The organism is Pseudomonas sp. Xaverov 259 (genome assembly GCF_019352915.1).
In the GTDB taxonomy this organism is placed as follows: Bacteria; Pseudomonadota; Gammaproteobacteria; order Pseudomonadales; family Pseudomonadaceae; genus Aquipseudomonas.
Genome location: NZ_JAAAFV010000023.1, coordinates 126,157 through 152,992 on the forward strand (window position 1 = coordinate 126,157; position 26,836 = coordinate 152,992).

Here is a 26,836-nt window from a genome sequence, read left to right on the forward strand (position 1 = left end):
CACCAGGTTGTTCGCGACCAACGAATCAGCAGTGGAGAAGAAGCCGAGGTTGCGCATGACGATGCGGCGTTCGTCGTCGGTGAGGCCTTCGGGGTTTTTCCACAGGGCGATGTCGGCGGTCATGTTGACCTCTTGCGGCATCCAGTGGTTGGCGCAGCCATCGAGGTACTTCTGCCAGGCCCAGTCGTACTTGAACGGCACGAGTTGGTTGAGGTCGGCGCGGCAGTTGATCATGCGCTTTTCGTCAACGGCGACGCGGGCGGCGGAGCCTTCGAGTTCAGCGAGGCCTTCGGCGACGTCGAGTTTGTCCAGGGCGGCCTTGGCGCGCACGATGGCGGCGGAGTCGTTGGCCGTCACGTTGCGCGCTTCCAGGGCGGCAGCGGCGCCGGCACCGTCGAGGCGGTCCATGTTGGCTTCGCTGGCATGACCGGCGTTGGCGCCTTTGATCACCGCTGCACTGGTGTCTTCGTTGTCGACTTCATCCCAACTCAACATTGAAATTCTCCTTCCTGGTACTCGAAAAATAGGTTTTTGCAGGCTTCAAGGCATTGAAATACTGCGCAGAGTGTGGTCGGTAAATACCGATACTGCACACTATGTAGTGGTGGTTTGTGTTTGTGGGCACACTATATTGTGTGTAACAAAACAGGTCAACGCACAAGATGTGCGGTCTTGGGTCGCGGCGCAGCGCCCGTTGAGCTATAAAGCCTGGGTTCATTGAGTGACGGTGGAATTTCAAGGGAATGAAAAAATTACGGATCCGCTCCGCCCTGCTGGAAGACGCGCAAAGCCTCTTCGACGTGCATAGGAACTCCGTCGAAACACTCTGCACAGACGACTACGGCCCCGAACAGATCGCCATGTGGCTCGACGGCCGCTCACCGGCGACCTACCGCGAGGCCATCGCCGCCGGCAACCTGTGGCTGGCACATACCGACAGGCTGCAGGGTTTTATCGAAATCGACGGGCATGAAATCAGCAAACTGTTCGTGCGCGGCGATGCCGCAGGGCAGGGCATTGGCGCACGTTTGTTGAATGAAGCCTTGCAGCGCATCAAAAACGCCGGCCATGCCAAGGCCTATCTGGAATCGACCCTCAACGCTGAAAAATTCTATGCCGCTTTCGGCTTTCAAAAGATCGGCGAGGGCACCTTCAGCCGAGGCAATAGCCCGGTGTCCATCGAGATTATCAAGATGGAGCTCGATCTGTAGCGGGTGGCCTACCAACCACGCAGCCGCTCCCAGATCTGCACCTCACCCGTGTGCAGCACCGCGTGGTAACTGCCAAACTGCGCCCCCGTGGCACACGCATGATTGGGCAGAATACGCAGGCGCGTGCCGAGCGGAAACTGTTTGACCACATCCACGCCACCCGCTTCGAACCGCGCTACGCCATGCTCCTGGTTGGCGCTGCTCAACAGCAAGCCGTCAATCAACGCCCCGTGCTCATTGCACACCTGGCCATAACCGAAGTCGCGTTTCTGCGCGTGCGTGCCGCGATCGCGGCTCATGGCCATCCAGCCGGCATCGGTGATGATCCAGCCTTTTTCCGCTTGATGGCCGATCACTGTGGTCAGCACGCTCAAGGCCAGTTCGTCGATGCTGCATACGCCGATGTTGTGCATCACCAGGTCAAAAAACACGTACACACCCGCGCGCAGTTCGGTCACGCCTTCAAGGCAGACGGCTGATAATGCGGTGGGCGTGGAGCCGACACTGACCTGATTGCAGGCCATCCCGGCGGCACGGATACGTTGCGCTGCTTCAACGCAGCGTGCGCGTTCCTGTTCGGCGATGGCCTGCAATGCTTCAGGCGTATCCAGGCCGTAGCTTTCCCCGGCGTGGGTCATTACGCCGACGAGGCTGTCACCGAGCAAGCGGGCGATGTCGAGCAATAGCGGATCCTGCGGCTTGACCCCGGAACGGTGGCCGTCGCAGTCAATCTCGATCATCACGGCAAAGGTTTCAGCCTGCTCGCTGCCGAAATCGACGAGCGCCTGGGCGCCGGCGAGGCTGTCGGTGATCAGCGTCAGCGCGCAACCCCGGCGGCGTAGCGCCAGGGCTTTGGGCAGTTTGTGCGGGGCCATGGCGACGGCGTAGAGGATGTTTTGGATGCCCAGTTCAAAGAAGTATTCGGCTTCCTTAAGCGTTGATACGGTGATGCCACGGGCACCGGCCGCTATCTGCGCGGCCACCACTTCGGCGCACTTGTGGGTTTTGACGTGGGGGCGCAGGTGCACGCCCAAATGGTCGGCGCGTTGTTGCATGCGCTGGATGTTGCGCTGCATTTTCACGCAGTCTATCAATGCCGCTGGGGTGTCCATGGTTAACGCTCCACAAGGGCGGACAGCGGCCAAATTGACGGCCTGTCCAGGACTGGATATGTTGTCTTGCATGAAAAAGACCTCTTCCGAAGAAACCACCCTGATCAGCCAGCTCGAACAGATTGCCGAAGGCTTGAGCAAAACCTTCAGCCCGTTCTGCGAAGTGGTGCTGCACGATTTGCGCGACCCGCAGCAGGCGATCCTGGCGATCCATAACAACCTCTCCGGACGCTCGCCGGGCGACCCGACCACCGAGTTGGGCCTGGCGCGGATTGCCGACCCTGACTACCCGCAGATCATTGCCAATTACCGCAATCAGTTCGCCGATGGCCGCCAAGTCAAAAGCACCTCCATCGGCATCAAGGACACCAGCGGCAAGTACGTCGCCGCCTTGTGCATGAACGTCGACCTCTCACTGTTCCGTGGCCTGCAGGGCATGCTTGAGCAGTTTGGCTCGGTCACCGGCGACACCCTTATAGAGTCCCTGGAACCGTCCGGCGCCGAGGTGATTCGCACCCGCATCGACCAGTTCGCCGCACGCCTGGCCACCACGCCGCGTGCGCTCAAAGCGGCGGACCGACGGCTGTTGCTGCAAGAACTCAAAGACTCGGGCTGCATGGACATTCGCCGGGCCATGGAAACCGTTGCGGCCCACTTGGGCGTGTCCCGTGCGGCGGTCTACACCTACGCCAAGTAACGCGCCACCGCTTCAATCTCCACCAAATAACCGTGGTGCAACTCGGGCACCGGCACCACTGCGCGGGCAGGGCGGTGCTCGCCCAGCGCGGCGGCGTAAATACGGTCGAATTGCGGCCAGTGCTGCACCCCGGCCACATACACCGTGACCTTCACCAGATCCTGCGGCGAGCCACCGGCGGCTTTCAGGATGGCCAGCAGGTTAGTCAGCGCAAGCTGGGCCTGTTCGGCAAACGATGCTTCAAGGTTATGGCGACCCTCCGGGCTCACCGGCAATTGCCCGGAGATATACAGCGTGTCGCCGTGGCTGACGGCCTGAGAGTAATGCCCGGCAGGTTGCGAGGCGGCCTCGGTGTGGATGATGTTCATGATGCCTCGCTGAGCAGCGCGGCATAGCGCGCGATATCGACGTTGCCGCCAGTGACGATAATGCCCACCCGCTGGCCCTTGAATCGCTCGCCCAGCTGGCGCAACGCCGCCAGGCCCAGGCAGCCGGTGGGTTCGACCACCATTTTCATGCGTTGCATAAAAAACTTCATCGCGGCCACCAACTGCGCGTCGGAGACGGTGAGAATGTCGGTCACCTTGTCGCGGATGATCGGGAAGGTGCAGTCGCCCAGGTGCTGGGTTTGCGCACCGTCGGCGATAGTCGCCGGGGTGTCGATGTGTACGATGCTGCCGGTTTGAAACGAGCGCTGGCCGTCATTGCCCGCTTGGGGCTCAACACCAAACAGCTGGCAATCGGGGGCCAGCGCACGGGTCGATAACGCGGTGCCCGAGAGCATGCCGCCACCGCCCAGACCGACAAACAAAGCGTCCAGAGGCCCGGTGAATTCCAACAGTTCCTTGGCGGCCGTGCCTTGGCCGGCGAGGATGTGCGGGTGGTCGTAAGGCGGGATCAACGTCATGCCATGCTCCACCGCCAAGGTGCGGCCGATCTGCTCACGGTCCTCGTTGAAGCGGTCATACAGCACCACGCTGGCGCCATATTCCCGCGTGGCGGCCACCTTCGCGGCGGGTGCGTCGGTGGGCATCACGATGGTCGCCGGCATGCCGAGCAATTGCGCGGCCAGCGCAATGCCCTGGGCATGGTTGCCGGAGGAGAACGCCACCACCCCGGCCTTGCGCTGCTGCGCGTCAAACTGCGAGAGCGCATTAAACGCACCGCGAAACTTGAACGAGCCGGTACGCTGCAGGTTTTCGCACTTGATGAACACCTGGGCGCCGGTTTCAGCGTCGAGGGTGCGCGAGGTAAACACCGGCGTTTGATGGGCAAAGCCTTGCAGGCGTTGGGCGGCGGCGATGACATCTGAGTAGTCAGGCAAGTGCATGGGCGGACCTCGTGGGTGAATGTGGATAAAATATCCATATTAAGACAAATAGTAAAGTCTGGTTTGTCACCCTGGGCATAAACACGATGTTGAAAAGAGCGTGGTGATCAGCAGCGATATTAAATAGAATGAATCTCATTTGAGACTCACTCGCGCCGCGCAGGTTGTTTGCCATGACTGATGCTGTTGCTCCCACCCACGCCGGTGATCAAACCCTGTCGAGTTTGTACCGCGACCATCGCAGCTGGCTCGAAAGCTGGCTGCGCCGGCGCCTGGGCAATGCCTGGGATGCGGCGGACCTGAGCCAGGACACCTTTGTGCGGGTGTTGGCCAGTGCCCAGCCGATTGCGCAGATGCAGGAACCACGGGCGTATCTGGTGACCGTCGGCAAGCGCTTGCTGGCCAACTTTCATCAGCGCCGCAGCCTTGAGCAAGCCTATCTGAAGGCGCTGGCGAGTTTGCCTGAAACCTGCGTGCCGTCGCCGGAGCAACGCTGGCTGCTGCTGGAAACCCTGCACGCCCTGGATGAGCTGCTTGACGGTTTGCCGCCGATGGTGCGCCGCGCGTTTTTGTGGAGCCAGTTGGAAGGCTGGGGCTATCGCGAGATTGCCGAGCGGCTCGACGTCTCTGAGCGCACGGTCAAGCGCTACATGGCCCAGGCCTATGAACATTGCCTGATGGTGGACCTTTGAGTCGCGACGTGGCGCGTGCTGCGGCTCAGTGGTTGGCGCTGCTGGAATCCGGCGCGGCCACCGAGCGTGACCACGCCAATTTACAGGCTTGGCGCGACAGCCACCCTCAGCACGAACAGACCTGGCAGAAAGCCCAGGCGCTACGTCAGCGCTTCAATGACTTGCCCCAGGCCGTGGCAATGGCCAGCCTCGACCGTCCGCAAGCGGGGCGGCGCGCATTGCTCAAGCGGGCCTTGGGCGTGGCGGCGCTGGTGCCGACTGCCTGGTTGATCAGCCGGCAGTTGCCCATCGAGGCGTGGCGGGCTGATCTGCACACCGCCACCGGCGAGCGCAAACGCCTGCCATTGGCCGATGGCAGCAGCCTGCAACTCAATACGGCGACGGCGGTGGATGTTGACCTGGCACAGCGGCGCATTACGCTGGTGGACGGCGAATTGGCGCTGACGGTGCCGGGCGCAGCGGCGATCAGTGTGTACACGCGCTACGGCCAGGTTGAGGTGCGCCAAGGCGAAGTGTGCGTGCGGCAATTGGCGTCCGGCTGCCGCGTGTCGGTGTTCAAGGGCGCGGTGCTGGTGCGTGACCGTAGCGGGCAACTGGCGACTTTGAGCGTCGGTCAGCAAGCGTCATTAAAGCCTCAGGGCTTGGCCGAAAGGGCCGCGTTTGATGTACAGCAACTGGACTGGCGCGACGGCGTACTGACTGCGCAGGATCAGCCCTTGGGCGACTTCCTGCGCGAACTGGAGCGTTACCGCCCTGGCGTGTTGCGCTGGGACCCGAGCCTGGAAACGCTGCGGGTCACCGGCAGCTTTCGCCTGGATGACACCGACCGCATCCTCACGCTGCTGGCCCAGACCTTGGGGTTTGAGGTGCGAGCGCGCACGCGTTACTGGGTGACATTGAGTCGAGCCCTGGCGTAGATCCTGCGGCGTGCGCGGGCCAAATGTTCACATATATCCATATCGAATAAATAAAGAGTTATATATTCCTTTTAATGTTTGTGCCGATAACGCATTTTGAGGGCCTGCGCATTCGTGCGGATTGACCCAACAGCCAAAAGGAAAGCCGACATGACCATTAAAGCGATCAACGTGCGCAACCAGTTCAAGGGCGTGATCAAGGAAATTCTGCTGGGGGAAGTGGTGTCCGAAATTGATGTGCAAACCGCGTCCGGCATCGTCACATCAGTGATCACCACCCGCTCGGTGCGTGACCTGGAATTGAAAGTGGGCAGTGAAGTGATTGCCTTTGTGAAGTCGACTGAAGTGTCGATTGCCAAGCTGTAAATGTGTTCGAAAGTGTGGGAGCTGGCTTGCCTGCGATGGCGGTGTATCAGTCATAAACATGGCGACTGTTAATCCGCTATCGCAAGCAAGCCAGCTCCCACATTGATGTGTGAGCCTGCTTGGTTCTCAGTTAATGCGTGGCCCACCACCGCCCGGCTGGTGCGGCTGCGGTTTATCCGGTGGCGCATCGCTGGGCAAGTTCTTCGGCGGTGTGTTCGGGTCTTCATAGTGCTTGTGCAAATCCCCATCCAGCCGATTGCTCGAGGAGCCGCCTTTGCCGGGCGTCTCCTCGAAGTGCTGCCATTCCGATTGCTGGAAGCGAAAGATACTGTCGTCGGTCGGCGTGTCGCGGCCGTGGTAGTGGTGGATTTCGTAGTGGGCGTACTCGACCTTTTCCGCCCAGTCGTTTTGCAATAAACCGTCGTTGGCCAAACCACGATACCAATCGTTTTCCGCGTTGGTAGCCTTCTGCTTTTTGTTGTGGTCGACAAAGTAGCCGATGATCCCACCCACCACCGCCAGCACCACGCCGACCAGGAACAGCGGCCCGGTCAATGCCGCTGCCGTGCCTGCGCCAAACAGTGCTGCCGCGCCGAGTACCCCGGCCGAGGCACCGAACGCACCGCCGGCCACTTGCAGGCCGCCGGCCGCCTGGGCCAGCGGGTCTTTGCTGGCGATGCCGCTCTTGATCGCCAAGGCGCCGAGCACGATATCGGCAAAACCCCCGGCAATGTCCGTGGCCGGGCCCAGCACCTTGATCACGGAACCGGCGATTTTTGCGGACTTGGACGCGCCCAACTTGGCTGCACCGGCAGCCGCCAGGCCGTCATCCAGGTGCGTGGCCAGGCCATCGGTGGCTTGCTTGACCGCCGTGTCGCCTTCGCCGAACAACTTGCCGATGCCGTCGTACTGACTGTCGGGCACGGCATCCAGGGCCGCAGAAATTTCCTTGCTGACCTTGGCGTCGACTTCGCCGCCAGGGCCAAAATCGAGCATTTTGCCGGTCACGCCTTCCTTGCCCCAGATTTCCGGCAAGGTTTTGTCCAGGCCCAGGAAGTTCACCAGGCCGCCTTTGCCCAGGGTCTCGCCGATCTTGTCACCCAGGCGCACGAAGTGGCTGGCGCCACCGGCAAAACTCAAAAAGTCCTTGGCGATGCTCATGCGCTGCGCCGGGGTTTCGCCGAGTTTGCCGCCTTTGCCCACCAATTGGTAAATCGCTGAAAACAGCGTCACACCGGCGCCCAGGGAGCCGAGAATGCCTTTGCTGTTGAGGGTGTTGAACACCTCGCCGAGCATGCCGCGATCCGCCACGGCGATGTAGGGTTTGCTCAGGGCTTTTTTGACGTCGGCTTCGCTGATGGTGCCGCTGTTCTTGTAGACATCGCCGAGTTCTTCCAGGGCCTTGGTAACGCCAGCGGATTTCTCCTTGCCTTGCAGCCCCTCGTTGAGGAATTTTTCCAGGGTTTCCTGAGTACGGCGTGGCAGGTCAAGCAGGTTGCCCTTGAGCACGCCTTTAAGCAGGCCGAACAGGTCCTTGGTCGCCAGCTCCTTGTTGTCGTCGGAGATTTTGCTCGGGTCCGAGAGGATCGCATTCAGGTCGGTGGTCAAACCATCGGCCTGGATATTCTGCGCGGCCTTGCTGGCCGCCTCGGGGTCGAACAGCGACAGGGAGGTGAGGGTGTCGCTCAAGTCCTTTTGCGCGTCGCTGGCCTTGCCCTGGTCTTGCAGGTCTTTGAGGTACAGCACGTAATCGGGGTTGGCGGTGAGGTCCAGCAGCTTCTGCTTGACCTCATCCTTGTTCGGCAGTTTGTTGAGCGCATCGTCCATTTTCGACTTGTAGTCGGCCTGGATGGTCGGGTCGTTGAACAGCTCGCCGATCTGCTTTTGCACGGCCTTGCCGTCGATGATGTCGTGCATGTCGGCCGAGCTCAGCTCGGTCTGCTTGTCATCCGACTCGCGCCAGGTGGTGTTGAATGGGCGCTTGGCTTCTTCATAACCGGTGATGCCATGGCCGTTCTGGTACGCGGCCTGGGCTTCCAGGGCGCGCACCAGCTTGGCCCGGGGGTCATCCTTGGGGATCGAGCCGTCCTTGACGCCGGCGCGGTAGGTGTCGATCAGTTGGGTGGTGGCCAACTCACTGACGCTCATGGTCGGCGACTTGTCGTCCTTGGGGTCCGAATGCACGCCGGTGTCCATGTTCAGCACATCCAGGTCACCGGCCCTGGGCAGGTTGTGCTTGGCGCGGGTGTCGTCGATGGAACTGGCGCTGAAGGCTTCCCATTTGGCCAGCACGTCATCGTAGAGTTGGGGGCTCAGTTCCTTGGAGACGATGACCTTGCCTTCGCTGGTTTCATAGCGGATCAGGCCGTCGCCCAGTTCATCGGGCGAGCCGAAGGTGATGTCGGTGTTTTTCAGGAAGTCATTTGGCCCGGCCAGTTTGTAGCCGGCGTCTTCACTGGTGTGGATCTTGGCCCAGGTGTCGTTGGCCGTGGCCACGCTTTTGAACAGCTCAGGGCTGATGTCGGCAGACACCACCACCTTGGTGCCGTCCTGCAGTTCGTAGGTGAGGACGCTGTCTTTCTGGTCGTTGTTCCAACTGAAGTTCTTGTAGTCGTTGAGGCCCGGTACGGGTGTGTTGGCGTCGGCCAGGGCTGCACCGTTGTTCAGTTCGCCCTCAATCACGGCTTTTTTGCCGGGGTCGGAGTACACCGCGTTGAGGCCCGCCAGGTAGTCGAACAACTTGGGGTTGTCTTCACGGGCGACGACAACTTTTTCACCGTTGCTTTCGTAGCGGATCAGCCCAGGGCCGACTTCGTCCACCGGGCCTACGGCCGTGCCGCCGTAGGGTGGCCAGACTTCGTTGTCGGTGGCGCGACGGTAACCGGCATCCTCACTGCTGGAGAGGCCGGTAAAACTTTCGTAGGCCTCCTTGGCTTTTTGGAACGCCTCGGGGTTGTCGCGCTGGCTGATCACGAACTTGCTGCCGTCCTGGGTCTCGTAGCGGATCACGCCGGGGCCGGTTTCATCGGGCGGGCCGAGGGCTTTGTAATCGGCCAGCGCATCCGGCGCCGTGCCATCGGCGCTCAGGCTCTGATAACCGGCATTCTGGCTGGCGACCACACCGGAGAGGGATTTGAAGTCCTGGCTGACCTGCTTGAACAGCTCCGGGCTGTCGTGCTCGCTGACGATGACCTTTTTGCCGTCCTGGGTTTCATAACGAATCAGCCCAGGACCCACCTCATCGGGCGGGCCGATGGCCTTGTAGTCGGCCAGGGCAGCAGGCGGCGTGGCGTCCTTGGCGGCGAGTTCATAACCGTCTTTTTTGCTCGCATCGAGCCCCGATGGCGGCTTGTCATGGGTTTCGACTTTTTTATGGGCGCTGTTCTTGAGCAATACAGCAAACGCCTCGCCCGAGGTTGATGGCGTGCGCGGAAGGCTTTTGGGCTCGGACGAGCGATCAAGTGGCTGGGTCGACATGCCATGGAACTCCTGCTGTTGCCGGTGGGACGGGTCGGCAAAAACAGTAACAGCAGGGTTCGGCACTCGTTGCGAAAAGTTGTGAAATGCGTTTTAGCGGTGACGCAGCGCACGTTCCATGCGCTGCAAACCCTCTTCGAGCATCGATCGTGGGCAACCGAAGTTCAGGCGCACGAATTGCTGGCTGTCATCGCCGAATTCGATGCCTGCGCTCAGGCCGACCTTGGCCTGCTCCAGGAAGAACTGCTGCGGGTCGGCAAGGTCCAGGGCGCTGCAATCGAGCCAGGCCAGGTAGGTGCCTTGTGGCGCGTGCATCACCACGCCGGGCAAACGGGTTTGCACGGCGTGCAGCAGGTAGTCGCGGTTGGCTTGCAGGTACTGCACCAGCGCATCCAGCCATTCGCTGCACTGGCTGTAGGCAGCGCGGGTAGCTTCCAGGCCCAAGGGGCTGACGCTGTCGACCATGCCGCAACGGGCATTGTTGAAGCGCTCGCGCACCTCGGCATTCTGCACCACGGCAAAGCAGGTCTTCAGGCCGGCGACGTTATAGGCCTTGCTCGCGGACATCAGGGTGATGGTGCGTTGGGCGATCTCGGGGCTGAGGCTGGCGGTGGGAATATGGCGACGGCCGTCAAAGCACAGTTCGGCATGGATTTCGTCACTGATTATCAGCGCACCGTTTTCCACGCAGGCGTTGGCCACGGCCAACAGTTCTTCACGGGTAAAGACCTTGCCCACGGGGTTGTGCGGGTTGCTCAGCAGCAGCGCACCGGCACCCTCCAGCGCCTGGCGCATGGCGGGCATGGGTGTGAGGTACTCGCCATTGATCAACTCAAACGGCACCTCGATACGCGGCAGGTGCCAGTGGCCGGGTGCCAGGCGGATCGGCCGGTAGTTCGGGGTTTGCAGCACCACGGGCTGGCCCGGCTGTACGAACGCGTGCAGGGCCATATTGAAGCCGGGCTCGACGCCGGGCAGGAACAGCAACTCTTCAGGCTGTACGCGCCAGGCGTACTTGGCCCACAGGTCTGCGATGATCGCTTCACGCACATCCGCGCCAGCCACGCTGTAGCCGAGGACCTGCTGGTCGAGACGCGCATGCAGGGCTTGCAGTACGGCGGGTGGCGCGGCGATATCCATGTCGGCGATCCACATCGGCAGAACGTCTTGCGGGTAACGGTTCCACTTGGTGCTGCCGGTGCCTTGGCGGGGGTGGATCGTGTCGAAATCAAAGCTCATGGGTGGCTCGTATCAGGGAGGCAGGTGCAAGAATGGCGCTGATTCTAGCGCCATTAATTTTATAGGCCAGTGCTGATTGTCGCCGACAGTTGCCGGTGTGCCTGCTCTACCGCCCGGGCGACCGCTTCTTCACCCCTCACCATGGCGCCCAGATACACAAAATCTACCGAGTGGATCCCCACCGTAGACAGGATGGTGGTCATGTAAGGTGTAAGAAAGTCCGGCTCATGCCCCTTGCGCGCATTGCCGCTGCTGACCAGCACGAAGGTGCGCCGGTCCTTGAGCAGGCCGACTTTTTCGAACTGCGCATTGATGGTGAAGCTGCGATGAATGCGCACCACATGGTCGATCCAGATCTTGAGCGCTGCCGGTACGGTGAAGTTGTGCACCGGCGTGCAGACGATCAACAGGTCGCAGGCTTCCAGCTCGACGATCAATTGTTCCGACAACGCCGTGGCGCTGCCACTCAAGCCACCAGGTGTAGTGAGTGCATTCGCGTATTCACGGGTCAGCGGCGCCAGTGCCTGGCTGCCGTAGTCGCGCTCGATGACGTCAGCGCCAGGCACCAGATCGTTGAGCAGGGCACGGGCCAGCTTGAAGGTCTGTGCGGCCTTGCCGTGGGGGCTGAAACTGAGGAGCAGGGCGCGGGTCATTGGTTCAGGTCCTGGGTAAAGTGCATGCCTCGCGGTAGCAGGCCTTGGCGGAAGTAGAAGCGCTGGGCCAGGGCCATGTGCAGGCCGGTGTCCAGCACCAGGTAACGATAACCGCGTGCGCGGGTTTCTGCGCGGACCCGGTCGAGCAACTGCTCGCCCAGGCGGCGGCGCTGTAGGGTGGCGTCCACCACCAGGTCATCGACGTAGATAAACTCGCCGTACAGGGTGTTTTCGGTCAGGCGGTAGCCAGCCAGGCCAACGACCTTGCCGTGCTCACGCGCGGCCAGCAGGTGATAGCCGTTCTGGCGCTGGCGCTGAACCTGCGCGGCGAAGCTGGCGGCGTCGGTCAGGTGCGGGCGCAGTTGCTGCATCACGGCAAAGCTTGCAACGCAGTCGGCCTCGGTTTCCATCAAAGCGAATTCGATGGGCTCACTGGTCATTGAGGTTCTCCAGGTGTGCCTTGACCGCCGCGGGTACTTTGCGAAAGCTGATGGCTACGCGGTTCAAGGCGTTCATTAAGGAAATGGCCAGGGTCAGGTCAGCGACTTCTTTGTCGTTGAACACCGTAGCCACGGCGGCGTAATCGGCGTCCGGTACGTGGGTTTGTGCCACCTGGGTGACCACTTCGGCCCAGGCCAGGGCGGCTTGTTCACGCACGGTGAACAGCGGCAGGGCTTCATGCCAGGCAGCCAGCAGCATGATCTTTTCCAGGCTCACGCCTTGCTTGAGCAGGTCGCGGGAATGGGAATCCAGGCAATAGGCACAGCCATTGAGCTGCGAAACCCGCAAGTACACCAGTTCAATCAGTTCTTTTTCCAGGCCACAGCCATGCACATAGCTGTGCACGGTGCCCAGGGCCTTGTAACCAGCAGGGGCGGCGTTGCCGTAATCGAGACGGTGCTTCATGGGGGATCCTTGGGTTGCGTTAAGAGATACGCCATTTTCGGTGGTGGCAGGGGCGCTCGACAGGGGCATGATTGGACAAGTGGGTTGGGACATGATCAGACTCCACCTTGTCGTCCTGCCGAGCCCCTTGTGATGTCGTCATTGCCCAAATATCAGGAAATCTATCGCCGCTTCCGCCTGGCCATCGACCAGGGCCAGCTCGGCCCCGGTGATCGGGTGCCGTCGGTGCGCAGCCTGGCGCTGGAACTCAAGATCGCCCGCGGGACCGTGGAGGCGGCTTACCAGTTGCTGGTCAGCGAGGGCTTTTTTGAGGCGCGTGGGCAGGCGGGCACCGTGATTGCGCGAACATTGCCGCAGGTGGCGATGAAGCCCCAACCGCCCGCACCACCGCCGACATCGGCGCCGCCAGCCTTGCAAATGGGCCAGCCGGCGCTGGATGCTTTCCCGCGCAAGCTCTGGGCGCGGCTGGTCACCCAGCAAGTACGCCGCACCGACGCCGACAGCCTGGCCATGGGCGACGTGCGCGGCGCCCTGGCGTTGCGCGTGGCGATTGCCAGTTATCTTGCGTTGTACCGGGGCGTGGAGTGTACGCCCCAGCAGGTGTTTATCTGTTCGGGCTATGCCGGCTCGCTGACGCTGTTGTGCGATGCACTGCAAATGGCCGGGCAGCGCTGCTGGTACGAAGACCCGGGCTATGTGCATGCACGGCAGTTGTTGCTCCATCAAGGGGTTGAGCTGGTGCCGGTACCGGTCGACCGTGAAGGGCTGGATGTTGAGCAGGGCCTCCAGCGTGATCGGCAGGCGCGGCTGGCAATTGTGACGCCGGCCCACCAGAGCCCGCTGGGTGTGGCGTTGAGCCTGACGCGGCGCCAGGCCTTGCTGGCCTGGGCGCACGCGCAGGGCAGTTGGGTGCTGGAGGATGATTACGACAGTGAGTTTCGCTACCAGGGCCAGCCATTGGCGGCGCTCAAGAGCCAGGATGTGCACGACCGAGTGATCCATGCCGGGAGTTTCAGCAAAATGCTGTTTCCGGGTTTGCGCCTGGGCTATCTGGTGGTGCCGGCAGCCTTGCTGGAGGTGTTTGGGCGCAGCGCCGAGGCCTTGCAGCAGCGCGGTGCGCAGTTGTTGCAATTGACCGCAGCGGATTTTCTCGAACAGGGCCACTTCACCCGGCATTTGAAGAAGATGCGTCAGTTGTATGCGCTGCGAAGGGGCTTTTTGGTGGCGGCGTTGCAACTGCATTGCGCGGATTTTTTACGCGTGGATGAACAGGCCGGGGGGATTAATTTGTTGGCGCGGTTGCTGGTGCCCGTGCCGGATCGTGTGATTGCCAAGGCCGCCAATGAGGCGGGGTTGGCGGTTAACGCGTTGTCGTCCTGGACCCTTGAGCCGGGAGGTGGGCAGGGTTTATTGATGGGCTTTACCAATGTGGCAACGGCGGAACAGGCCAGTGATCTGGCATTGAGGCTGTTGCATATTTTCAGGGCCTGTCACCCGTCGAATGTGGGAGCGGGCTTGCTCGCGAATGCGGTACATCAGTCACAAACAGGCTGACTGACCCACCGCTTTCGCGAGCAAGTCGAATCGTCGCACCGCCGCTCCCACATTTAGATCGTGTTCAGCTTTAAACCGTCAGGGTTTGACGGGTGTTGGCAACGTTACAAGGTTGACGTAGCCATCCCAGAATTTCTGCTGATCGACCCCAAACACCACCTTGGCTTTTTGCGTGCCCACCGGCGCGCCTTTTTTGTAGCCCAGCGCCCGGCCGTAGTCGGCGCCGAACGTGGCGTCCACATCCACCCACAGGTCGCGAGACTCAATGACGATTTCCGGGCTCACCAGAAACAGCGCCGGCAAGCTGTCCCAGGTAAAGCTGTGGTAGTTAGGGTCTTTGTCGAACAACGGCCCGAACTCGTGTGTGTAGAGGTCGGCAATTGCGCCTTTGTGGGCTATCACGCGCTGGTACACCGACTTGTCGAAGGTGACTTTCTCGCACACATCGTTGGGGAAAATCACGTGCTCGATGGGTGAGCGCAACACAATCTTCGCGGCCTCCGGGTCGAACCACCAGTTGAATTCCGCCGCCGGCGTGGTGTTGCCCGGAATCTCCAGGGCGCCGCCCATGTACACGATGCGCTTGATCAGCGGCACGATGTCCGGCGCCGAGCGAATCGCCAGAGCGATGTTGGTCAGCGGGCCGACCGCCAGAATCGTCACCTGGTGTGGGTTGGCCCGCACGCTTTGCACGATGAACTGCGCGGCGGTTTCACTGCGCAGTTGGGTGTGCTTCGCCAGGCCATCCGGTGGCGCAACCAGCTGCGAGGGTGAAGTCGGGCGCGGGTTTTTGAACGCGCCCGGCCAGCCCGAACCAAACAGGGCTTTTTCCGCTTCGTAAGTGGCGTAATCATGCAGCAACGGGTAGGCGGCGCCGGAATAGACGCCGATCTGTTTTTCCACGCCCATGCGCTCTACCGCCTTGAGGGCGTCGACCTGTTCCTGGTCGACCCAGGCATTGCCGCTGACCAGCGTCATGCCAAGCAGCTCGATGCGTTTTTGCGCGTGCAACTGCGCGAGCATGATAAAGGCCTGGCCATCATCATTGAGCACGTTGAAGTCGGTGTCGAAGATGACTTTTTCCGGCGCGGGTTGCGCTGCCTGTGCAGTACCGGCACACAGGCCGACGGCGACAAGCAACGCGCAGCTTTTAAGAAAACCTTGCATGGTGATTCATCCGCAGAAAATTGTTGTTATTAACGGTTCACCAGTTTCGCCGGCAAGGCGATGACCAGGAAGCTGCTGAGGATCAGGCAGCCGGCGAAAAACCACAAGGCACCCGCACTGCTGCCGGTGACGTCGATCGCAACCCCCATCAACGAGTTGCTGACCAGGCCTGCGATATTCGCCACCGAACAGGCCAGGGCAAAGCCGGTCGCTGCTGCGGTGCCTTTGAGGAAGGTTGCCGGCAGGCTGAAAAACACCGGCACGGCGCCGATGATCGCAGCTGACGCGATGGCGAACAGCAACACGGTGGCAACCACACTGTGGGTAAAGAATGTGCTGGTGGCCATGGCCGCTGCGCCGATGAAGAAGGGCACGATGATGTGCCAGCGACGTTCGCGGTGTTTGTCGGAACTGGCGCCGATCAGCAGCATGCCCAGCAATGCGGCAACGCTGGGTAAAGCAGTCAGCACGCCGATGTGGAAGGTGTCGGTCACCCCGGCATTGCGGATGAAGGTCGGCATCCAGAAGCCCATGGCATAGGCGCTGAGCAGGATCGAGAAGTCGATGCCGCCAAGCATCCACACTTTGAGGTTGAAGAAGCCGTCACGGAAGCTGTGCTTGCTGCCGGTGGCGTCGGCGTCGTCCTTGCGCAGTTCGCTTTCCAGCAAGGTTTTTTCTTCGTCCGACAGCCATTTGGCCTGCTGGAAGGAGTTGGGCAATGCCCAGAAGGTCAGCACGCCAAGCAAGACGCTGGGTACTGCTTCGATCAGGAACAACCATTGCCAGCCCCGCAGGCCGCCCATGTTGTCGAAGTGGCCCATGATCCAGCCGGACAGCGGGCCGCCGATCACGCTGGACAGCGGCAGGCCGATCATGAACAGCGCGATGATGCGCCCGCGTCGGTGCGTCGGAAACCAGGTGGTCAGGTAATACAAAACACCCGGCAAAAAACCCGCTTCGGCGGCGCCGAGCAGAAAGCGCAGGATGTAGAACTGAGTGGTGGAGGTGACCAGCATGGTGCAGGCCGAAAGCAGGCCCCAGGTGATCATGATGCGCGCGATCCAGATCTTCGCGCCGACCCGTTCAAGTACCAGGTTGCTGGGCACTTCAAAGATGATATAGCCGACGAAAAACAACCCGGCACCCAGGCCGAACGCGGTTTCGCTGAAGTGCAACTGGTCGAGCATCTGCAACTTGGCGAAGCCGATGTTGATGCGGTCCAGGTAGGCGGCCAGGTAGCAGAAACACAGGAACGGAATCAGCTTCCAGGTGATCTTGTGGTAGAGCGTGGTAACGGGGTCGGCGACCGTGGTCGCGGGCGCTGCATTCGCAATGGGCATTGGCGTGTCTCCTGGCGGTGACTTATGGTTTTTATACAGCCGCTTTTTTCCAGCACTTCGGAGTGCTGTAAAAGCGACGTCCAAAGGCAGTGACAGAAGACTGAAAGCTGCACCGGCTTTTTAATGTGGGAGCTGGCTTGCCTGCGATGACGGAGTGTCAGGCAACATAATTATTGCTGACCCACCGCTATCGCAGGCAAGCCAGCTCCCACCGTTGGGCGGGGGCGGCTCACAGTTTTGTGCAAGACCGCGCTCTATGGCGCAGTTCTTCGTAACCTTTTATTGCTCCCTGAACTTGCTCATCGCCTCCTGCTTGCTCACCACGTCGCCATACTTGCTATCAATATCAAACAAGTTGGCTGCATGGGGCGCCGGGTGTCGGTCGCCGACGCATTCGCGTACGACGATGGTGCGAAACCCATGCTGCACCGCATCCACCGCCGTGGCGCGGATACAGCCGCTGGTGGAGCAGCCGGCCAGCACCACAGTGTCGATGCCTTGGGCGTGCAGCATCGGGGCCAGGCTGCTGCCGAAGAACGCGCTGGCGTACTGCTTGGTGATCACCACTTCATCCGCCTGGGGCAACAGCTCGGGGCAGAACGCCGCGAGCGGGTTGCCCTCGACCATGTCTTTCATCACCGGCGCCTTCTTGACCCAGATACCGCCGTCGGCGAAATGGCCGGGATGGTAGCGGATATTGGTGTGCACCACCGTAATCCCGTGCCGGCGAGCAGTGGCCAGCAGCTCGACGCTTTCAGCCACGGCCACCACCACTTCGGGGGCATACAGCGGCGCGCCTTCGGTGGTGTAGCCCTGCATAAAGTCGATCATCAGCAGCGCGGATTTTTTGCCGAAGCCGATGCGATTGCCCCAGACGCCTTGGTAGTTGGCGTCGGCGGATTGTTCGCTCATCACCATACTCCTCAGTAAGCGCCGGACAGCAGGGCGCCGGCGCCGGGCACGATAGGCTCCAGGTCCAAGGCCTTGAGCATGGCGTAGGTGGTGGCGATGGCGGCGGTGAGCACCGGCTTGCCGGTTTGCGCTTCAACCTTGGCCACCACCGGCAACGACTGCATCTGCACGCAGGCCGAGAGCACGATCACGTCCACACCTTCCAGGTTCATGCCGGCGACGATGGCTGGCAGGTTGGCCGGGTCGTGGCGCGCCACTTCGAGGTTGTCGGGGATCTCCAGGGCGCGCCAGTCCACCACCTCAAAGCCTTCTTCGCGGATGTAGTTCACCACCAGCTCGGTCAGCGGCTTCATGTAGGGCGCGACGATGGCGATGCGCTTGGCGCCCATCACTTTCAAACCTTCGATCAAGGCGCCGGCGCTGGTGATCACCGGCGCGTTGGCGTCGTTATCAGCGGTGGCTTTGCGCAGGCGCTGTTCGGAGTTGCGGTGGTAACCCAGGCCCATGGCCATAATCGCCACCAGGCAGGCATAACCCAGCACGTCGACCTTGGCGTCGGACAGCTCGATGGCGCAACGGTCGGACTCGCCGTCCATGGCCGCCAGTTCTTCCTTGCGCACCTGCTTCATGCGCATGCGGCTGGAGTGAAAGGTAAAGCGTTCGGGGCGGATCGCCTGGCGCGCGTTAAGCATCGCCGGGATCTCGGTTTCCATGGTGGTGTTGGAACTCGGCACGATCTGGCCGATGCGGTAAGGCTTGAGCATGGTGGTTTCCTTATTGTTGTGTGAGGAAGCCGTCGAGGGCGGCAAAAAAGCCCTCAAGGTCGTCCCAAGGAATCATGTGCCCGGCGTTCGGCACGCGGGCGACCTGGATAGCCGGTTGCAGGTCCTGGATTTCGGCGATGTCTTCATCCAGGATCACCCCGCCGCGCCCGGCCACCATCAACAGGGCAGGGGCCTTGAGCTTGGGCAGGTGCTGGTGGAAATCGACCGTGTGGAAGTCATTGAAGGCACGCACGATGGCGGGCTCATAACAGGTGTGCAGCCATTCGGCGCGCAGCTGCAATTGCTCGACGGTCCAGGTGGCGCAGAAGGCGCGCATCGCGTCAGCGTCCATGCCGACCAGCGATTGGCGGATCGAGTCGACGTACCACGGCAGCTTGCTCGGGTATGCACGCCGGCCAGGGCCGGACACTGGCGGGTCGATCAGCACCACGCGATTCACGCCTTGGGGATGCTTGACCGCGCTGTGCACGGCAAACCGTGCGCCCATGGAGTGGCCGACGAGGTCGTAGCTATGCAGCCCAAGTGCATCGGCAAACGCGCCAATATCCTCGGCGCAGGTGTCTCCGCTGTAGTCCAGCTCCGGCCCGGTGGACGACAAACCGCGCCCGCGCACATCCAGCACGTAAGTGTCGAACTGTGCGCCAAGGCGCTCAGCCACGAAACCCCAGGTAATCGCCGGGCTGGTGATGCCCGGGATCAAAATCAGCGCCGGGCCTTTGCCGCCGTAGCGCAGGTAGTGCTGGCGAATGCCATTGGCTTGCACATTGGCGCCATACAGGAAGGTGCTCACGCGGCCACCCCCGATTTCAGCTCCTGGGCGTACAGGTCATAACCGTAGACCCAGGCCGGGTCTTCCTGGGTGCGCAGCCAGGTGTTGGCGTTGGACACCGCTTGTACGCGGGACGCGCGCTCCTTGCGGTTGGCTTCGTAGAGCTGGAACGCGGTGCGGTAGTCGCTGATGCCGGTTTCCTGCAGGCAGCGGGTGAGCATGGCCGCGTCTTCGATGGCCATGCCGGCACCCTGGGCCATATGCGGTTTCATCGGGTGGCAGGCGTCGCCCAGCAACACCAGGCGGCCACGGCTCCACAGCGGCAACGGGTTACGGTTGCGCAACGGCCATTTGGTCACGCTTTCGGTGGACTCGATCAGCGCCTGCACGGTGGGGTGGTAGCCCTTGAAGGCGTCGAACATCTCTTCGCGGCTGCTGTCCACGAACGCGCCCTGGAAGTCCCATTCGGCGTGGGGCACGCCGGTCACGTAGTAGTACTCGTCGCGTTTGCCGGTGGTGTAATAAACCATCATGTGGCGGTCCTCGGTCCACCACTTGATGCAGTCTTCGAACTTCAAGTCGTACTTGGCCAACTGGTCGCCACGGATCAGCGCACGGTGCGCGACCCAGCCGCTGTACAGCGGTTTTTCCACGCCAAGCAGCTCTTCACGGATCTTGGAGTTGATGCCGTCGGCGCCGATCACGATGTCGGCGTAGGTGACTTCACCGTCGGCAAAGGTCAGGCGCACTTGGGTATCGGTTTCTTCGAGGGTTTCCAGGCGCTTGTTGAAGTGCAGGGTGCCGGGTTTGAGCGTCGACATCTGCAATGCATGCAAGTCGCCACGGTGCACGGTGATGTAGGAAGCGCCGTAGCCGGTGAGAGGAATACGCGAGAGGTAGTCACCGCTTTCGCCGCAACGGCTGAACCAGTGCTCGGGGTGCGAGCCCATCAGGTCCAGCTGTTTTTCGATGCCCATGCGGCGGAAGATTTTCATGATGTTAGGCCCCATGTGGATGCCTGCACCCAAGCGGGAAAACTCCGGCGCCTGTTCATAGATATCGACATCGAAACCGGCTTGTTGCAGCAGGGTGGCTGCCGCCGCGCCGCCCAGGCCGGCACCGACGATGGCGATTTTTTGTGTGCTTCCCATGGGGCGTGAACCTCTCTCTTTTTGATTTTTGGCGGCATCTGTCCGCAAGGTTTTTAAAGTGTATACGCTCATTTTTTGAAATGGGAAGCCTGCTTTTACAAAATTGTTTTTTGGCCGTATTTATCCTGTGTAACGGTTTGTGGCCTTTATCTGTGTGGTTTGTGTGAATTGGTAACGTTTTGGCGCGCCACTTGCAGTTCGTCTGCAAATCGGGTCTTATCGTTGTTAATTGGCGTATACGCTATAAAAACGCACTAGAGTGAAGCGCGGTGCTTGAACTTGGTGCAGCCCCACAGGAGACAGGAAAATGCCGGTAAGCGATTGCGAACTGACCCAGATGTTTGAACACGTGTTGAAGCTGTCGAAGGTCGACCCGACCCAGAGCGTCGCCGTGCTCAAGAGCCATTATTCCGACCCGCGCACTGTGCGCGCCGCGATGGACGCGGCGCAGCGCCTGGGGGCCAAGGTGTATGCGGTGGAACTGCCGTCGTTCAACCATCCCAAAGCCATGGGCAACGACATGACCGCCTACTGCGGCGACACCGCACTCACCGGCAATATCGCGGCCCAGCGCGCGTTGGAGGCCGCCGACCTGATCGTCGACACCATGATGCTGCTGCACTCGCCGGAGCAGGAGCAGATCCTCAAGACCGGCACACGCATCCTGCTGGCCGTGGAGCCGCCGGAAGTGTTGGCGCGCATGCTGCCCACCGAAGCCGACAAGGTGCGCGTGCTGGCGGCCGAGCAGTTGCTGAAGAAGGCGCGCTCGATTCACGTCAAGTCCCGCGCCGGCAGTGATTTCCGCGCAGCGCTGGGCCAGTATCCGTCGGTCACCGAATACGGTTTTGCCGATGAGCCTGGGCGCTGGGACCACTGGCCGAGTGGTTTCCTGTTCTCCTGGCCCAACGAAGAAACCGCCGAGGGCGTGCTGGTGCTGGATATCGGCGACATCCTGCTGCCGTTCAAAACCTACACCCGCGAGAAGATCACCCTGGAGATCGAGAAGGGCTTTATCACCAAGATCCACGGTGGTTTCGAGGCCGAGTACCTGCGCGACTACATGAAGTATTTCAATGATCCGCAGGTGTACGGCATCTCTCATATCGGCTGGGGCTTGCAGCCCAAGGCGCAGTGGACGGCCATGGGTTTGCACGACAAAAACGACGGCATGTGCATGGATGCGCGGGCGTTCTACGGCAACTTCCTGTTCTCCACCGGGCCGAATACCGAAGTGGGTGGCACGCGCAAGACGCCGTGCCATATGGATATTCCGCTGCGTAACTGTGATGTGTACCTGGATGATGAGGCGGTGGTGATTGCGGGAGATGTAGTCGCACCGCAGGCGTCGCTGGCACGCTGAGTTTTCAAAGGTGGGAGCTGGCTTGCCTGCGATAGCGGTCTGGCAGGCACATCATGGCTGGCCGACCCGGCGCTATCGCAGGCAAGCCAGCTCCCACAGTTTGAGTGTGTTCCTTGAGTTCGAGGCTTGAGTCCGCTCACCATCCCCGCCATCATGCCCACCATCGCCAATCACCCACCGAGCCGCGCCGTGCCTGATTCCTACGTTTTCTCTGAACAAGTTGGCCACCTGCTGCGCAAGGCCTACCAGCGCCACTTGGCGATCTTTCAGCAGAATGTCGGCGACTCACAGCTCACCGCCGTGCAGTTCGTGACCCTGTGTGCGCTGCGCGATCAGGGTGCAAGTTCGCTCACCGAACTGGTCAAGGCCACGGCCGTCGACCAGGCGACCATTCGCGGTATCGTCGAGCGGCTCAAGGCCAAAGAACTGATTACCCTGGAGCCGGACCCTCAGGACAAGCGCAAGGTGGTGGTCGACCTGTCGCCAGCCGGCGCCGAACTGGTCGCGCAAACCGCGCCGCGTGCCGCACAGATCAGCGAGCTGACCATGAGCAACCTCAACCCTGCAGAGCGGGTGGCGGTGCTGTTCCTGCTGCGCAAGATGATCGACGACCCGCAGGAATAGCGTCCTTCCTGTGGCAAGCCCGCTCGCCACAACAAGCGCCCACCCTTTGGCATCGTTTTTGCTCTGAGTTCATGTAGTAGTCACTTCACGTGTCAAGTGTGTCGCGAGGCCCCAACGCCGCGACGCTTTTTTTTGACTGTTTCGTGTAGTGGATGCTTCATCAACTGACACAGGCGAAGCGAATGATCAGCCCACCTATCACGGTTGCCCTCAAGGTCAACGGCCACACCCGCGAAGTCAGTGCCATGGCGGATACGCCGCTGCTGCTGGTGCTGCGCAATGACCTGCAGCTCAACGGCCCCAAATACGGCTGCGGTCTGGGCGAGTGCGGTGCCTGCACCGTGATCATCGATGGCGTGGCGGCGCGGTCATGTGTGTTTCCGCTGGCGGGTGCAACCGGGCGCGAGATTGTCACCCTTGAGGGCCTCGGCACCCGCCAGGCGCCGCACCCCGTGCAGCAAGCCTTTATCGATGAGCAGGCAGCGCAATGCGGTTATTGCCTCAACGGCATGATTATGACCGCCAAGGCTTTGCTCGACCGCAACCCCAACCCCAGCGAAGCCCAGGTGCGTAATGAACTGTCGGGCAACCTGTGCCGCTGCGGCACCCATATCGAAATCCTGCGCGCCGTGCTGCGTGCTGCGCACCTCTTGAGTGTGGAGGGCCGACCATGACTGATATGTCCCGTGACCAATGGCTGGCCAAGTCAGGCGTCTTATTGATTGTCGATGATGTGCTGCCTCCTTCAGGCCCGGTAGCCAAGGGCGGCACACCGACCGTGAAACCCAAGGAACTGGGACTGTTCATTGCGGTGAACGATGACGGCCTGGTCTATGCCTTTAACGGCCATGTGGACCTGGGCACCGGCATCCGCACGTCGCTGGCGCAAATTGTGGCCGAGGAGCTGGACCTGAACCTGCAGCAGGTCAAGATGGTGCTGGGCGATACCGAGCGTGCGCCCAACCAGGGCGCCACCATCGCCAGTGCGACCTTGCAGATTTCGGCGATCCCGCTGCGTAACGCGGCCGCCGAAGCACGGCGCTTTTTGCTCGCGCGCGCAGCGGGGCGCTGGGGCGTGAGCACAGGCAGCCTCAAGGTTGATGCCGGGGTTGTGCATGCCGCCGACGGACGCACCACCACCTACGGCGAACTGGTCAGCGGCCAGCATGATCAGTTGCGCATCAGCGGCGAGGCGCCGTTAAAGCCTGTCGAGGATTACCGCCTGGTAGGCAAGGGCGCCGCGCGCGTGGATATTCCCGGCAAGGCCACCGGCGAGCTGACCTACGTACATGATATGCGCGTGCCGGACATGCTCCATGGCCGCGTGGTACGCCCACCGTATGCCGGGCTCGACTGCGGCGATTTTGTCGGCAACAGCCTGCTGAGTGTGGATGAGGCGTCCATCGCGCATATTCCCGGGATTGTCGCGGTGGTGGTGATTCGCGATTTTGTCGGCGTGGTGGCGTTGCGCGAAGAACAGGCAATCAAGGCTGCCCACGCACTCCAGGTGCAATGGAAGCCGTGGAACAACGCTTTGCCGGACATGAGCGATGTCGAGCAAGCCATCCGCGACAACCCTCGGGTACGCCGCACGGTAGTCGACCAGGGCGATGTCGATGAAGCCCTGGCGGGCGCCAGCCAGCGCATGCCACGCAGCTATTTGTGGCCGTACCAGATGCATGGCTCGATCGGGCCTTCGTGTGGTGTGGCGGATTATCAAGCAAGCGGCAGCCGCGTGTGGTCCGGCAGCCAAAACCCGCACCTGCTGCGTGCAGACCTGGCGTGGTTGCTGGAATGCGACGAAGCACTGATCGACGTGATCCGCATGGAAGCCGCCGGCTGTTACGGGCGTAACTGTGCGGACGATGTGTGCGCCGATGCCTTGCTGCTGTCGCGCGCCGTGGGCAAGCCGGTACGGGTGCAACTGACCCGTGAACAGGAACACCTGTGGGAACCCAAGGGCACCGCGCAGTTGATGGATGTGGACGGCGGGTTGAATGCCGACGGCAGCATCGCCGCCTACGACTTTGAAACCAGTTACCCGTCCAACGGCGCGCCAACCCTGGCGCTGTTGCTCACCGGTCGCGTGGAGCCGGTGGCGGCGATGTTCGAGATGGGCGACCGCACCTCGATTCCGCCCTACGCCATCGACAATATGCGCGTGACCATCAACGACATGGCGCCCATCGTGCGGGCCTCGTGGATGCGCGGCGTGTCGGCGTTGCCCAACACTTTTGCGCATGAATCCTATATCGACGAACTCGCGTTTGCCGCGGGCGTCGACCCGGTGGAATACCGCCTGCGTTACCTCAAGGACGAGCGCGCCATCGACCTGGTCAAATCCACCGCCGAACGCGCCAACTGGTCACCGCGCACGGCGCCGATGCAAACCGCCAGCGACGACCACCTGTTGCGCGGTCGCGGCTTTGCCTATGCGCGCTATATCCACAGCAAGTTCCCCGGTTTCGGTGCCGCGTGGGCGGCATGGGTGGCGGATGTGGCCATCGATAAGCACACCGGCGATGTGTCGGTGACGCGGGTGGTGATCGGCCATGACTCGGGAATGATGATCAACCCGGCGGGCGTGCAGCACCAGATCCACGGCAATGTGATCCAGTCCACCAGCCGTGTGCTCAAGGAGCGGGTGACCTTTGAGGAGTCGACGGTGGCGAGCAAGGAGTGGGGCGGCTACCCAATCCTGACCTTTCCCGAAGTGCCCAAGATCGACGTGCTGATGATGCCGCGCCAGGACCAGCCGCCCATGGGCGCCGGCGAGTCGGCCTCGGTGCCGAGTGCGGCGGCGATTGCCAATGCGATCTATGACGCCACCGGTATTCGTTTTCGCGAGCTGCCGATTACGCCGGAACGGATGTTGGCGGCGCTGAATGCCGGCACCCTTGGCGAGCCTGCCAAGTCGCCGGAGAAACGCAGGAAGTGGTGGTTCGGTGCGGTGTTTGCAACCTTGGGCGCAGTGCTGGCCACCGCTTGGCCGTTCCACCCTGAAATCGCACCGATCGCGCCGCCCGGTGCGGGCACCTGGTCCAAGGCCACCCTGGAGCGCGGGCGCTTGCTGGCGGCGGTCGGTGACTGCGCGGTGTGCCATACCGCCCCGGGTGGCGCCACCAATGCCGGAGGCCTGGCCATGCAAACGCCGTTCGGCACGCTGTACAGCAGCAATATCACACCAGACGTGAAAACCGGTATCGGCGCCTGGTCGTACCCGGCATTCGAGCGGGCGATGCGTGACGGCATTGGCCGCGATGGGCGCAACCTGTACCCGGCGTTTCCCTATACGGCGTTTCGCAATATCAATGAGGCGGACATGCAGGCGCTGTATGCCTACCTGATGTCCCAGGCCCCGGTCAGCCAGGCACCGACCCCGAATGCCATGCGCTTTCCGTTCAATTTCCGGCCGTTGATGGCCGGCTGGAATGCACTGAACCTGCGCCGGGGCGAAATCACCCCGCAGCCTGCGCGCAGTGAGCAATGGAATCGCGGCAATTACCTGGTCAATGGCCTGGGCCACTGCGCTGCGTGCCACTCGCCGCGTAACCTGATGGGCGCGGAGAAGGGCGGTAAATCCTTTCTGGCCGGGGGCATGGTTGATGGCTGGGAGGCGCCCGCGTTGACGGGCCTGTCCAAGGCGCCGACGCCGTGGACCGAGGACCAGTTGTTCAACTACCTGAGCACTGGTTATTCCGATGCCCATGGCGTGGCGGCAGGCCCGATGGGGCCGGTGGTGAGTGAATTGTCAAAGCTGCCCAAGGCCGATATTCGCGCGATGGCGGTGTACTTGGCGTCGCTCAATGGCGAGGCGACTGCCGAGGCGAAAGTTGTGGTCGCGACCGTTCCGAACCCCAATGGCCGACGTGTATTCGAAGGTTCATGCAAAGCCTGTCATGCCGATGGCCTGGGGCCGAAGCTGTTTGGGGTGAGCCCGTCGTTGGCGACCAATACCAATGTGTTCAGCGAACAGCCGGATAATTTGATCAAGGTGATTTTGCAAGGTATCAGCAACCCGGCGACCCGGGACTTGGGGTATATGCCGGGCTTCAAGGACAGCCTGTCGAATAGCCAGGTAGCGGATTTGGTCGACTACCTGCGCCTACGTTTTGCACCCAATGCGCCGCAATGGAAGGGCTTGGAACAAAAAGTCGCCCACCTGCGCGCCAACCCCGGCACTCACTGATATTTCAAGCCATGCGAATATGAACTGTGGGAGCTGGCTTGCCTGTGATGGCGGTTTTTCGGTGTGCATATCCGTTGCTGCGGTGATGGCTACTTAGGGTTCCGCCCTGACGGCGGGTCACTTTTTGAAGGACCAAAAAGGTAACCAAAAAGTCCTCGCCCCACCACTCGGTGCCTCGCTGTGGCTCGGCATGCCCGCACTCCGGCTTGAATCCGTGGGCCGCCGCGATGGGCCATCCTTGGCCCAGCGCGGCTAACCCGGCGTCCTGCCGGGTTACCCACGGATTCAAGCCTGCGTTCGGCCATCGTGGTTAACGGGGCGATTTGAGATCAAAAGCAGATCAAAAGCAGAGCACGGCGGCCTGAAAGCCGACCTGAGTGGTTGA

The 26,836-nt window shown here is 61.5% G+C and carries 25 protein-coding genes; 10 read left to right on the forward strand and 15 right to left on the reverse strand.

The features are described from left to right. Nucleotides 1-495: ribonucleotide-diphosphate reductase subunit beta (locus K0H48_RS07690; protein WP_219267024.1), on the reverse strand; the 495-nt coding region annotated here is incomplete at its 3' end. A 248-nt stretch (nt 496-743) separates the two neighbouring features. Here K0H48_RS07690 and K0H48_RS07695 point away from each other — a divergent pair. Further along, the gene (locus K0H48_RS07695) at nt 744-1,211 is read left to right on the forward strand and encodes a GNAT family N-acetyltransferase (RefSeq protein WP_219267025.1); all 468 of its coding nucleotides are present in this window, start codon (nt 744-746) and stop codon (nt 1,209-1,211) included. 8 nt (nt 1,212-1,219) lie between these two features. Here the strand turns inward: K0H48_RS07695 and K0H48_RS07700 are convergent, their stop codons facing one another. Beyond that, the gene (locus K0H48_RS07700; RefSeq protein ID WP_219267026.1) at nt 1,220-2,323 is read right to left on the reverse strand and encodes a DSD1 family PLP-dependent enzyme; all 1,104 of its coding nucleotides are present in this window, start codon (nt 2,321-2,323) and stop codon (nt 1,220-1,222) included. A 70-nt stretch (nt 2,324-2,393) separates the two neighbouring features. Between K0H48_RS07700 and K0H48_RS07705 the strand changes: the two genes are divergently transcribed. After that, nucleotides 2,394-3,020 carry a transcriptional regulator gene (locus K0H48_RS07705; RefSeq protein ID WP_219267027.1) on the forward strand — a complete coding sequence of 209 codons (627 nt, stop codon included), beginning with the start codon at nt 2,394-2,396 and terminating at the stop codon, nt 3,018-3,020. Here the strand turns inward: K0H48_RS07705 and K0H48_RS07710 are convergent. Both K0H48_RS07710 and K0H48_RS07715 read right to left on the reverse strand, forming a co-directional pair. Continuing rightward, a complete protein-coding gene (locus K0H48_RS07710) occupies nt 3,008-3,388 on the reverse strand; it encodes a RidA family protein (RefSeq protein WP_219267028.1) in 381 nt (126 codons plus the stop codon). The genes K0H48_RS07705 and K0H48_RS07710 overlap by 13 nt on opposite strands. Then, nucleotides 3,385-4,350: a threo-3-hydroxy-L-aspartate ammonia-lyase gene (locus tag K0H48_RS07715; RefSeq protein ID WP_219267029.1), complete on the reverse strand. Its 966-nt coding sequence runs from the start codon at nt 4,348-4,350 to the stop codon at nt 3,385-3,387. The genes K0H48_RS07710 and K0H48_RS07715 overlap by 4 nt, the downstream gene beginning before the upstream one ends. A 173-nt stretch (nt 4,351-4,523) precedes the next feature. Between K0H48_RS07715 and K0H48_RS07720 the strand changes: the two genes are divergently transcribed. The 3 genes from K0H48_RS07720 (at nt 4,524) to K0H48_RS07730 (ending at nt 6,325) form a co-directional block, all read left to right on the forward strand. After that, the gene (locus tag K0H48_RS07720) at nt 4,524-5,042 is read left to right on the forward strand and encodes a sigma-70 family RNA polymerase sigma factor (RefSeq protein WP_219267030.1); all 519 of its coding nucleotides are present in this window, start codon (nt 4,524-4,526) and stop codon (nt 5,040-5,042) included. Beyond that, nucleotides 5,039-5,959: a FecR domain-containing protein gene (locus K0H48_RS07725; protein ID WP_219267031.1), complete on the forward strand. Its 921-nt coding sequence runs from the start codon at nt 5,039-5,041 to the stop codon at nt 5,957-5,959. Before K0H48_RS07720 ends, K0H48_RS07725 begins: the two co-directional genes overlap by 4 nt. Nucleotides 5,960-6,109: 150 nt before the next feature. Next, complete coding sequence (locus K0H48_RS07730) at nt 6,110-6,325, forward strand: molybdopterin-binding protein (RefSeq protein WP_003173733.1); 216 nt, start codon at nt 6,110-6,112, stop codon at nt 6,323-6,325. Nucleotides 6,326-6,451: 126 nt separating this feature from the next. Here the strand turns inward: K0H48_RS07730 and K0H48_RS07735 are convergent, their stop codons facing one another. The 5 genes from K0H48_RS07735 to K0H48_RS07755 form a co-directional block, all read right to left on the reverse strand. Beyond that, nucleotides 6,452-9,802: a hypothetical protein gene (locus K0H48_RS07735; protein WP_219267032.1), complete on the reverse strand. Its 3,351-nt coding sequence runs from the start codon at nt 9,800-9,802 to the stop codon at nt 6,452-6,454. Nucleotides 9,803-9,895: 93 nt separating this feature from the next. Further along, nucleotides 9,896-11,041, reverse strand: a complete 1,146-nt coding sequence (locus K0H48_RS07740) for a MalY/PatB family protein (protein ID WP_219267033.1) — start codon at nt 11,039-11,041, stop codon at nt 9,896-9,898. A 59-nt stretch (nt 11,042-11,100) separates the two neighbouring features. Next, nucleotides 11,101-11,694, reverse strand: coding sequence for an FMN-dependent NADH-azoreductase (locus K0H48_RS07745; protein ID WP_138817526.1), 594 nt, complete (start codon nt 11,692-11,694; stop codon nt 11,101-11,103). After that, nucleotides 11,691-12,134: a GNAT family N-acetyltransferase gene (locus K0H48_RS07750; RefSeq protein WP_138817527.1), complete on the reverse strand. Its 444-nt coding sequence runs from the start codon at nt 12,132-12,134 to the stop codon at nt 11,691-11,693. Before K0H48_RS07750 ends, K0H48_RS07745 begins: the two co-directional genes overlap by 4 nt. Continuing rightward, a complete protein-coding gene (locus K0H48_RS07755; protein WP_219267034.1) occupies nt 12,124-12,600 on the reverse strand; it encodes a carboxymuconolactone decarboxylase family protein in 477 nt (158 codons plus the stop codon). The genes K0H48_RS07750 and K0H48_RS07755 overlap by 11 nt, the downstream gene beginning before the upstream one ends. A 132-nt stretch (nt 12,601-12,732) precedes the next feature. On the opposite strand from K0H48_RS07755, the gene K0H48_RS07760 reads away from it, so the two are divergent. After that, on the forward strand, nt 12,733-14,154 hold the full coding sequence (locus tag K0H48_RS07760) for a PLP-dependent aminotransferase family protein (protein WP_219267035.1): 1,422 nt from the start codon (nt 12,733-12,735) through the stop codon (nt 14,152-14,154). 78 nt (nt 14,155-14,232) lie between these two features. Here K0H48_RS07760 and K0H48_RS07765 read toward each other — a convergent pair whose 3' ends face one another. The 6 genes from K0H48_RS07765 to K0H48_RS07790 all read right to left on the reverse strand — a co-directional run bounded on the left by K0H48_RS07765 (nt 14,233) and on the right by K0H48_RS07790 (nt 20,278). Beyond that, on the reverse strand, nt 14,233-15,321 hold the full coding sequence (locus tag K0H48_RS07765; RefSeq protein WP_219267036.1) for a nucleoside hydrolase: 1,089 nt from the start codon (nt 15,319-15,321) through the stop codon (nt 14,233-14,235). Between the two features lie 29 nt (nt 15,322-15,350). Then, nucleotides 15,351-16,661: an MFS transporter gene (locus tag K0H48_RS07770; RefSeq protein ID WP_219267037.1), complete on the reverse strand. Its 1,311-nt coding sequence runs from the start codon at nt 16,659-16,661 to the stop codon at nt 15,351-15,353. Between the two features lie 279 nt (nt 16,662-16,940). After that, nucleotides 16,941-17,573: an N-carbamoylsarcosine amidohydrolase gene (locus K0H48_RS07775; protein WP_138817532.1), complete on the reverse strand. Its 633-nt coding sequence runs from the start codon at nt 17,571-17,573 to the stop codon at nt 16,941-16,943. An 11-nt stretch (nt 17,574-17,584) separates the two neighbouring features. Further along, nucleotides 17,585-18,337: an Asp/Glu racemase gene (locus K0H48_RS07780; protein WP_219267038.1), complete on the reverse strand. Its 753-nt coding sequence runs from the start codon at nt 18,335-18,337 to the stop codon at nt 17,585-17,587. Between the two features lie 10 nt (nt 18,338-18,347). Continuing rightward, nucleotides 18,348-19,148 (reverse strand): alpha/beta fold hydrolase, encoded by an 801-nt coding sequence (locus K0H48_RS07785; protein ID WP_219267039.1) that lies wholly within the window; start codon nt 19,146-19,148, stop codon nt 18,348-18,350. Then, on the reverse strand, nt 19,145-20,278 hold the full coding sequence (locus K0H48_RS07790; protein ID WP_176998131.1) for an FAD-dependent monooxygenase: 1,134 nt from the start codon (nt 20,276-20,278) through the stop codon (nt 19,145-19,147). Before K0H48_RS07790 ends, K0H48_RS07785 begins: the two co-directional genes overlap by 4 nt. Nucleotides 20,279-20,585: 307 nt before the next feature. On the opposite strand from K0H48_RS07790, the gene K0H48_RS07795 reads away from it, so the two are divergent. From K0H48_RS07795 to K0H48_RS07810, 4 genes are all read left to right on the forward strand, one after another. After that, nucleotides 20,586-21,638 carry a 2,5-dihydroxypyridine 5,6-dioxygenase gene (locus K0H48_RS07795; protein WP_219267040.1) on the forward strand — a complete coding sequence of 351 codons (1,053 nt, stop codon included), beginning with the start codon at nt 20,586-20,588 and terminating at the stop codon, nt 21,636-21,638. Nucleotides 21,639-21,827: 189 nt separating this feature from the next. Then, complete coding sequence (locus K0H48_RS07800) at nt 21,828-22,262, forward strand: MarR family winged helix-turn-helix transcriptional regulator (protein WP_368862108.1); 435 nt, start codon at nt 21,828-21,830, stop codon at nt 22,260-22,262. A gap of 182 nt (nt 22,263-22,444) precedes the next feature. Next, nucleotides 22,445-22,936, forward strand: coding sequence for a (2Fe-2S)-binding protein (locus K0H48_RS07805; protein ID WP_138817537.1), 492 nt, complete (start codon nt 22,445-22,447; stop codon nt 22,934-22,936). Then, the gene (locus K0H48_RS07810; RefSeq protein WP_219267041.1) at nt 22,933-26,451 is read left to right on the forward strand and encodes a molybdopterin cofactor-binding domain-containing protein; all 3,519 of its coding nucleotides are present in this window, start codon (nt 22,933-22,935) and stop codon (nt 26,449-26,451) included. Before K0H48_RS07805 ends, K0H48_RS07810 begins: the two co-directional genes overlap by 4 nt. Nucleotides 26,452-26,836: the final 385 nt, after the last annotated feature.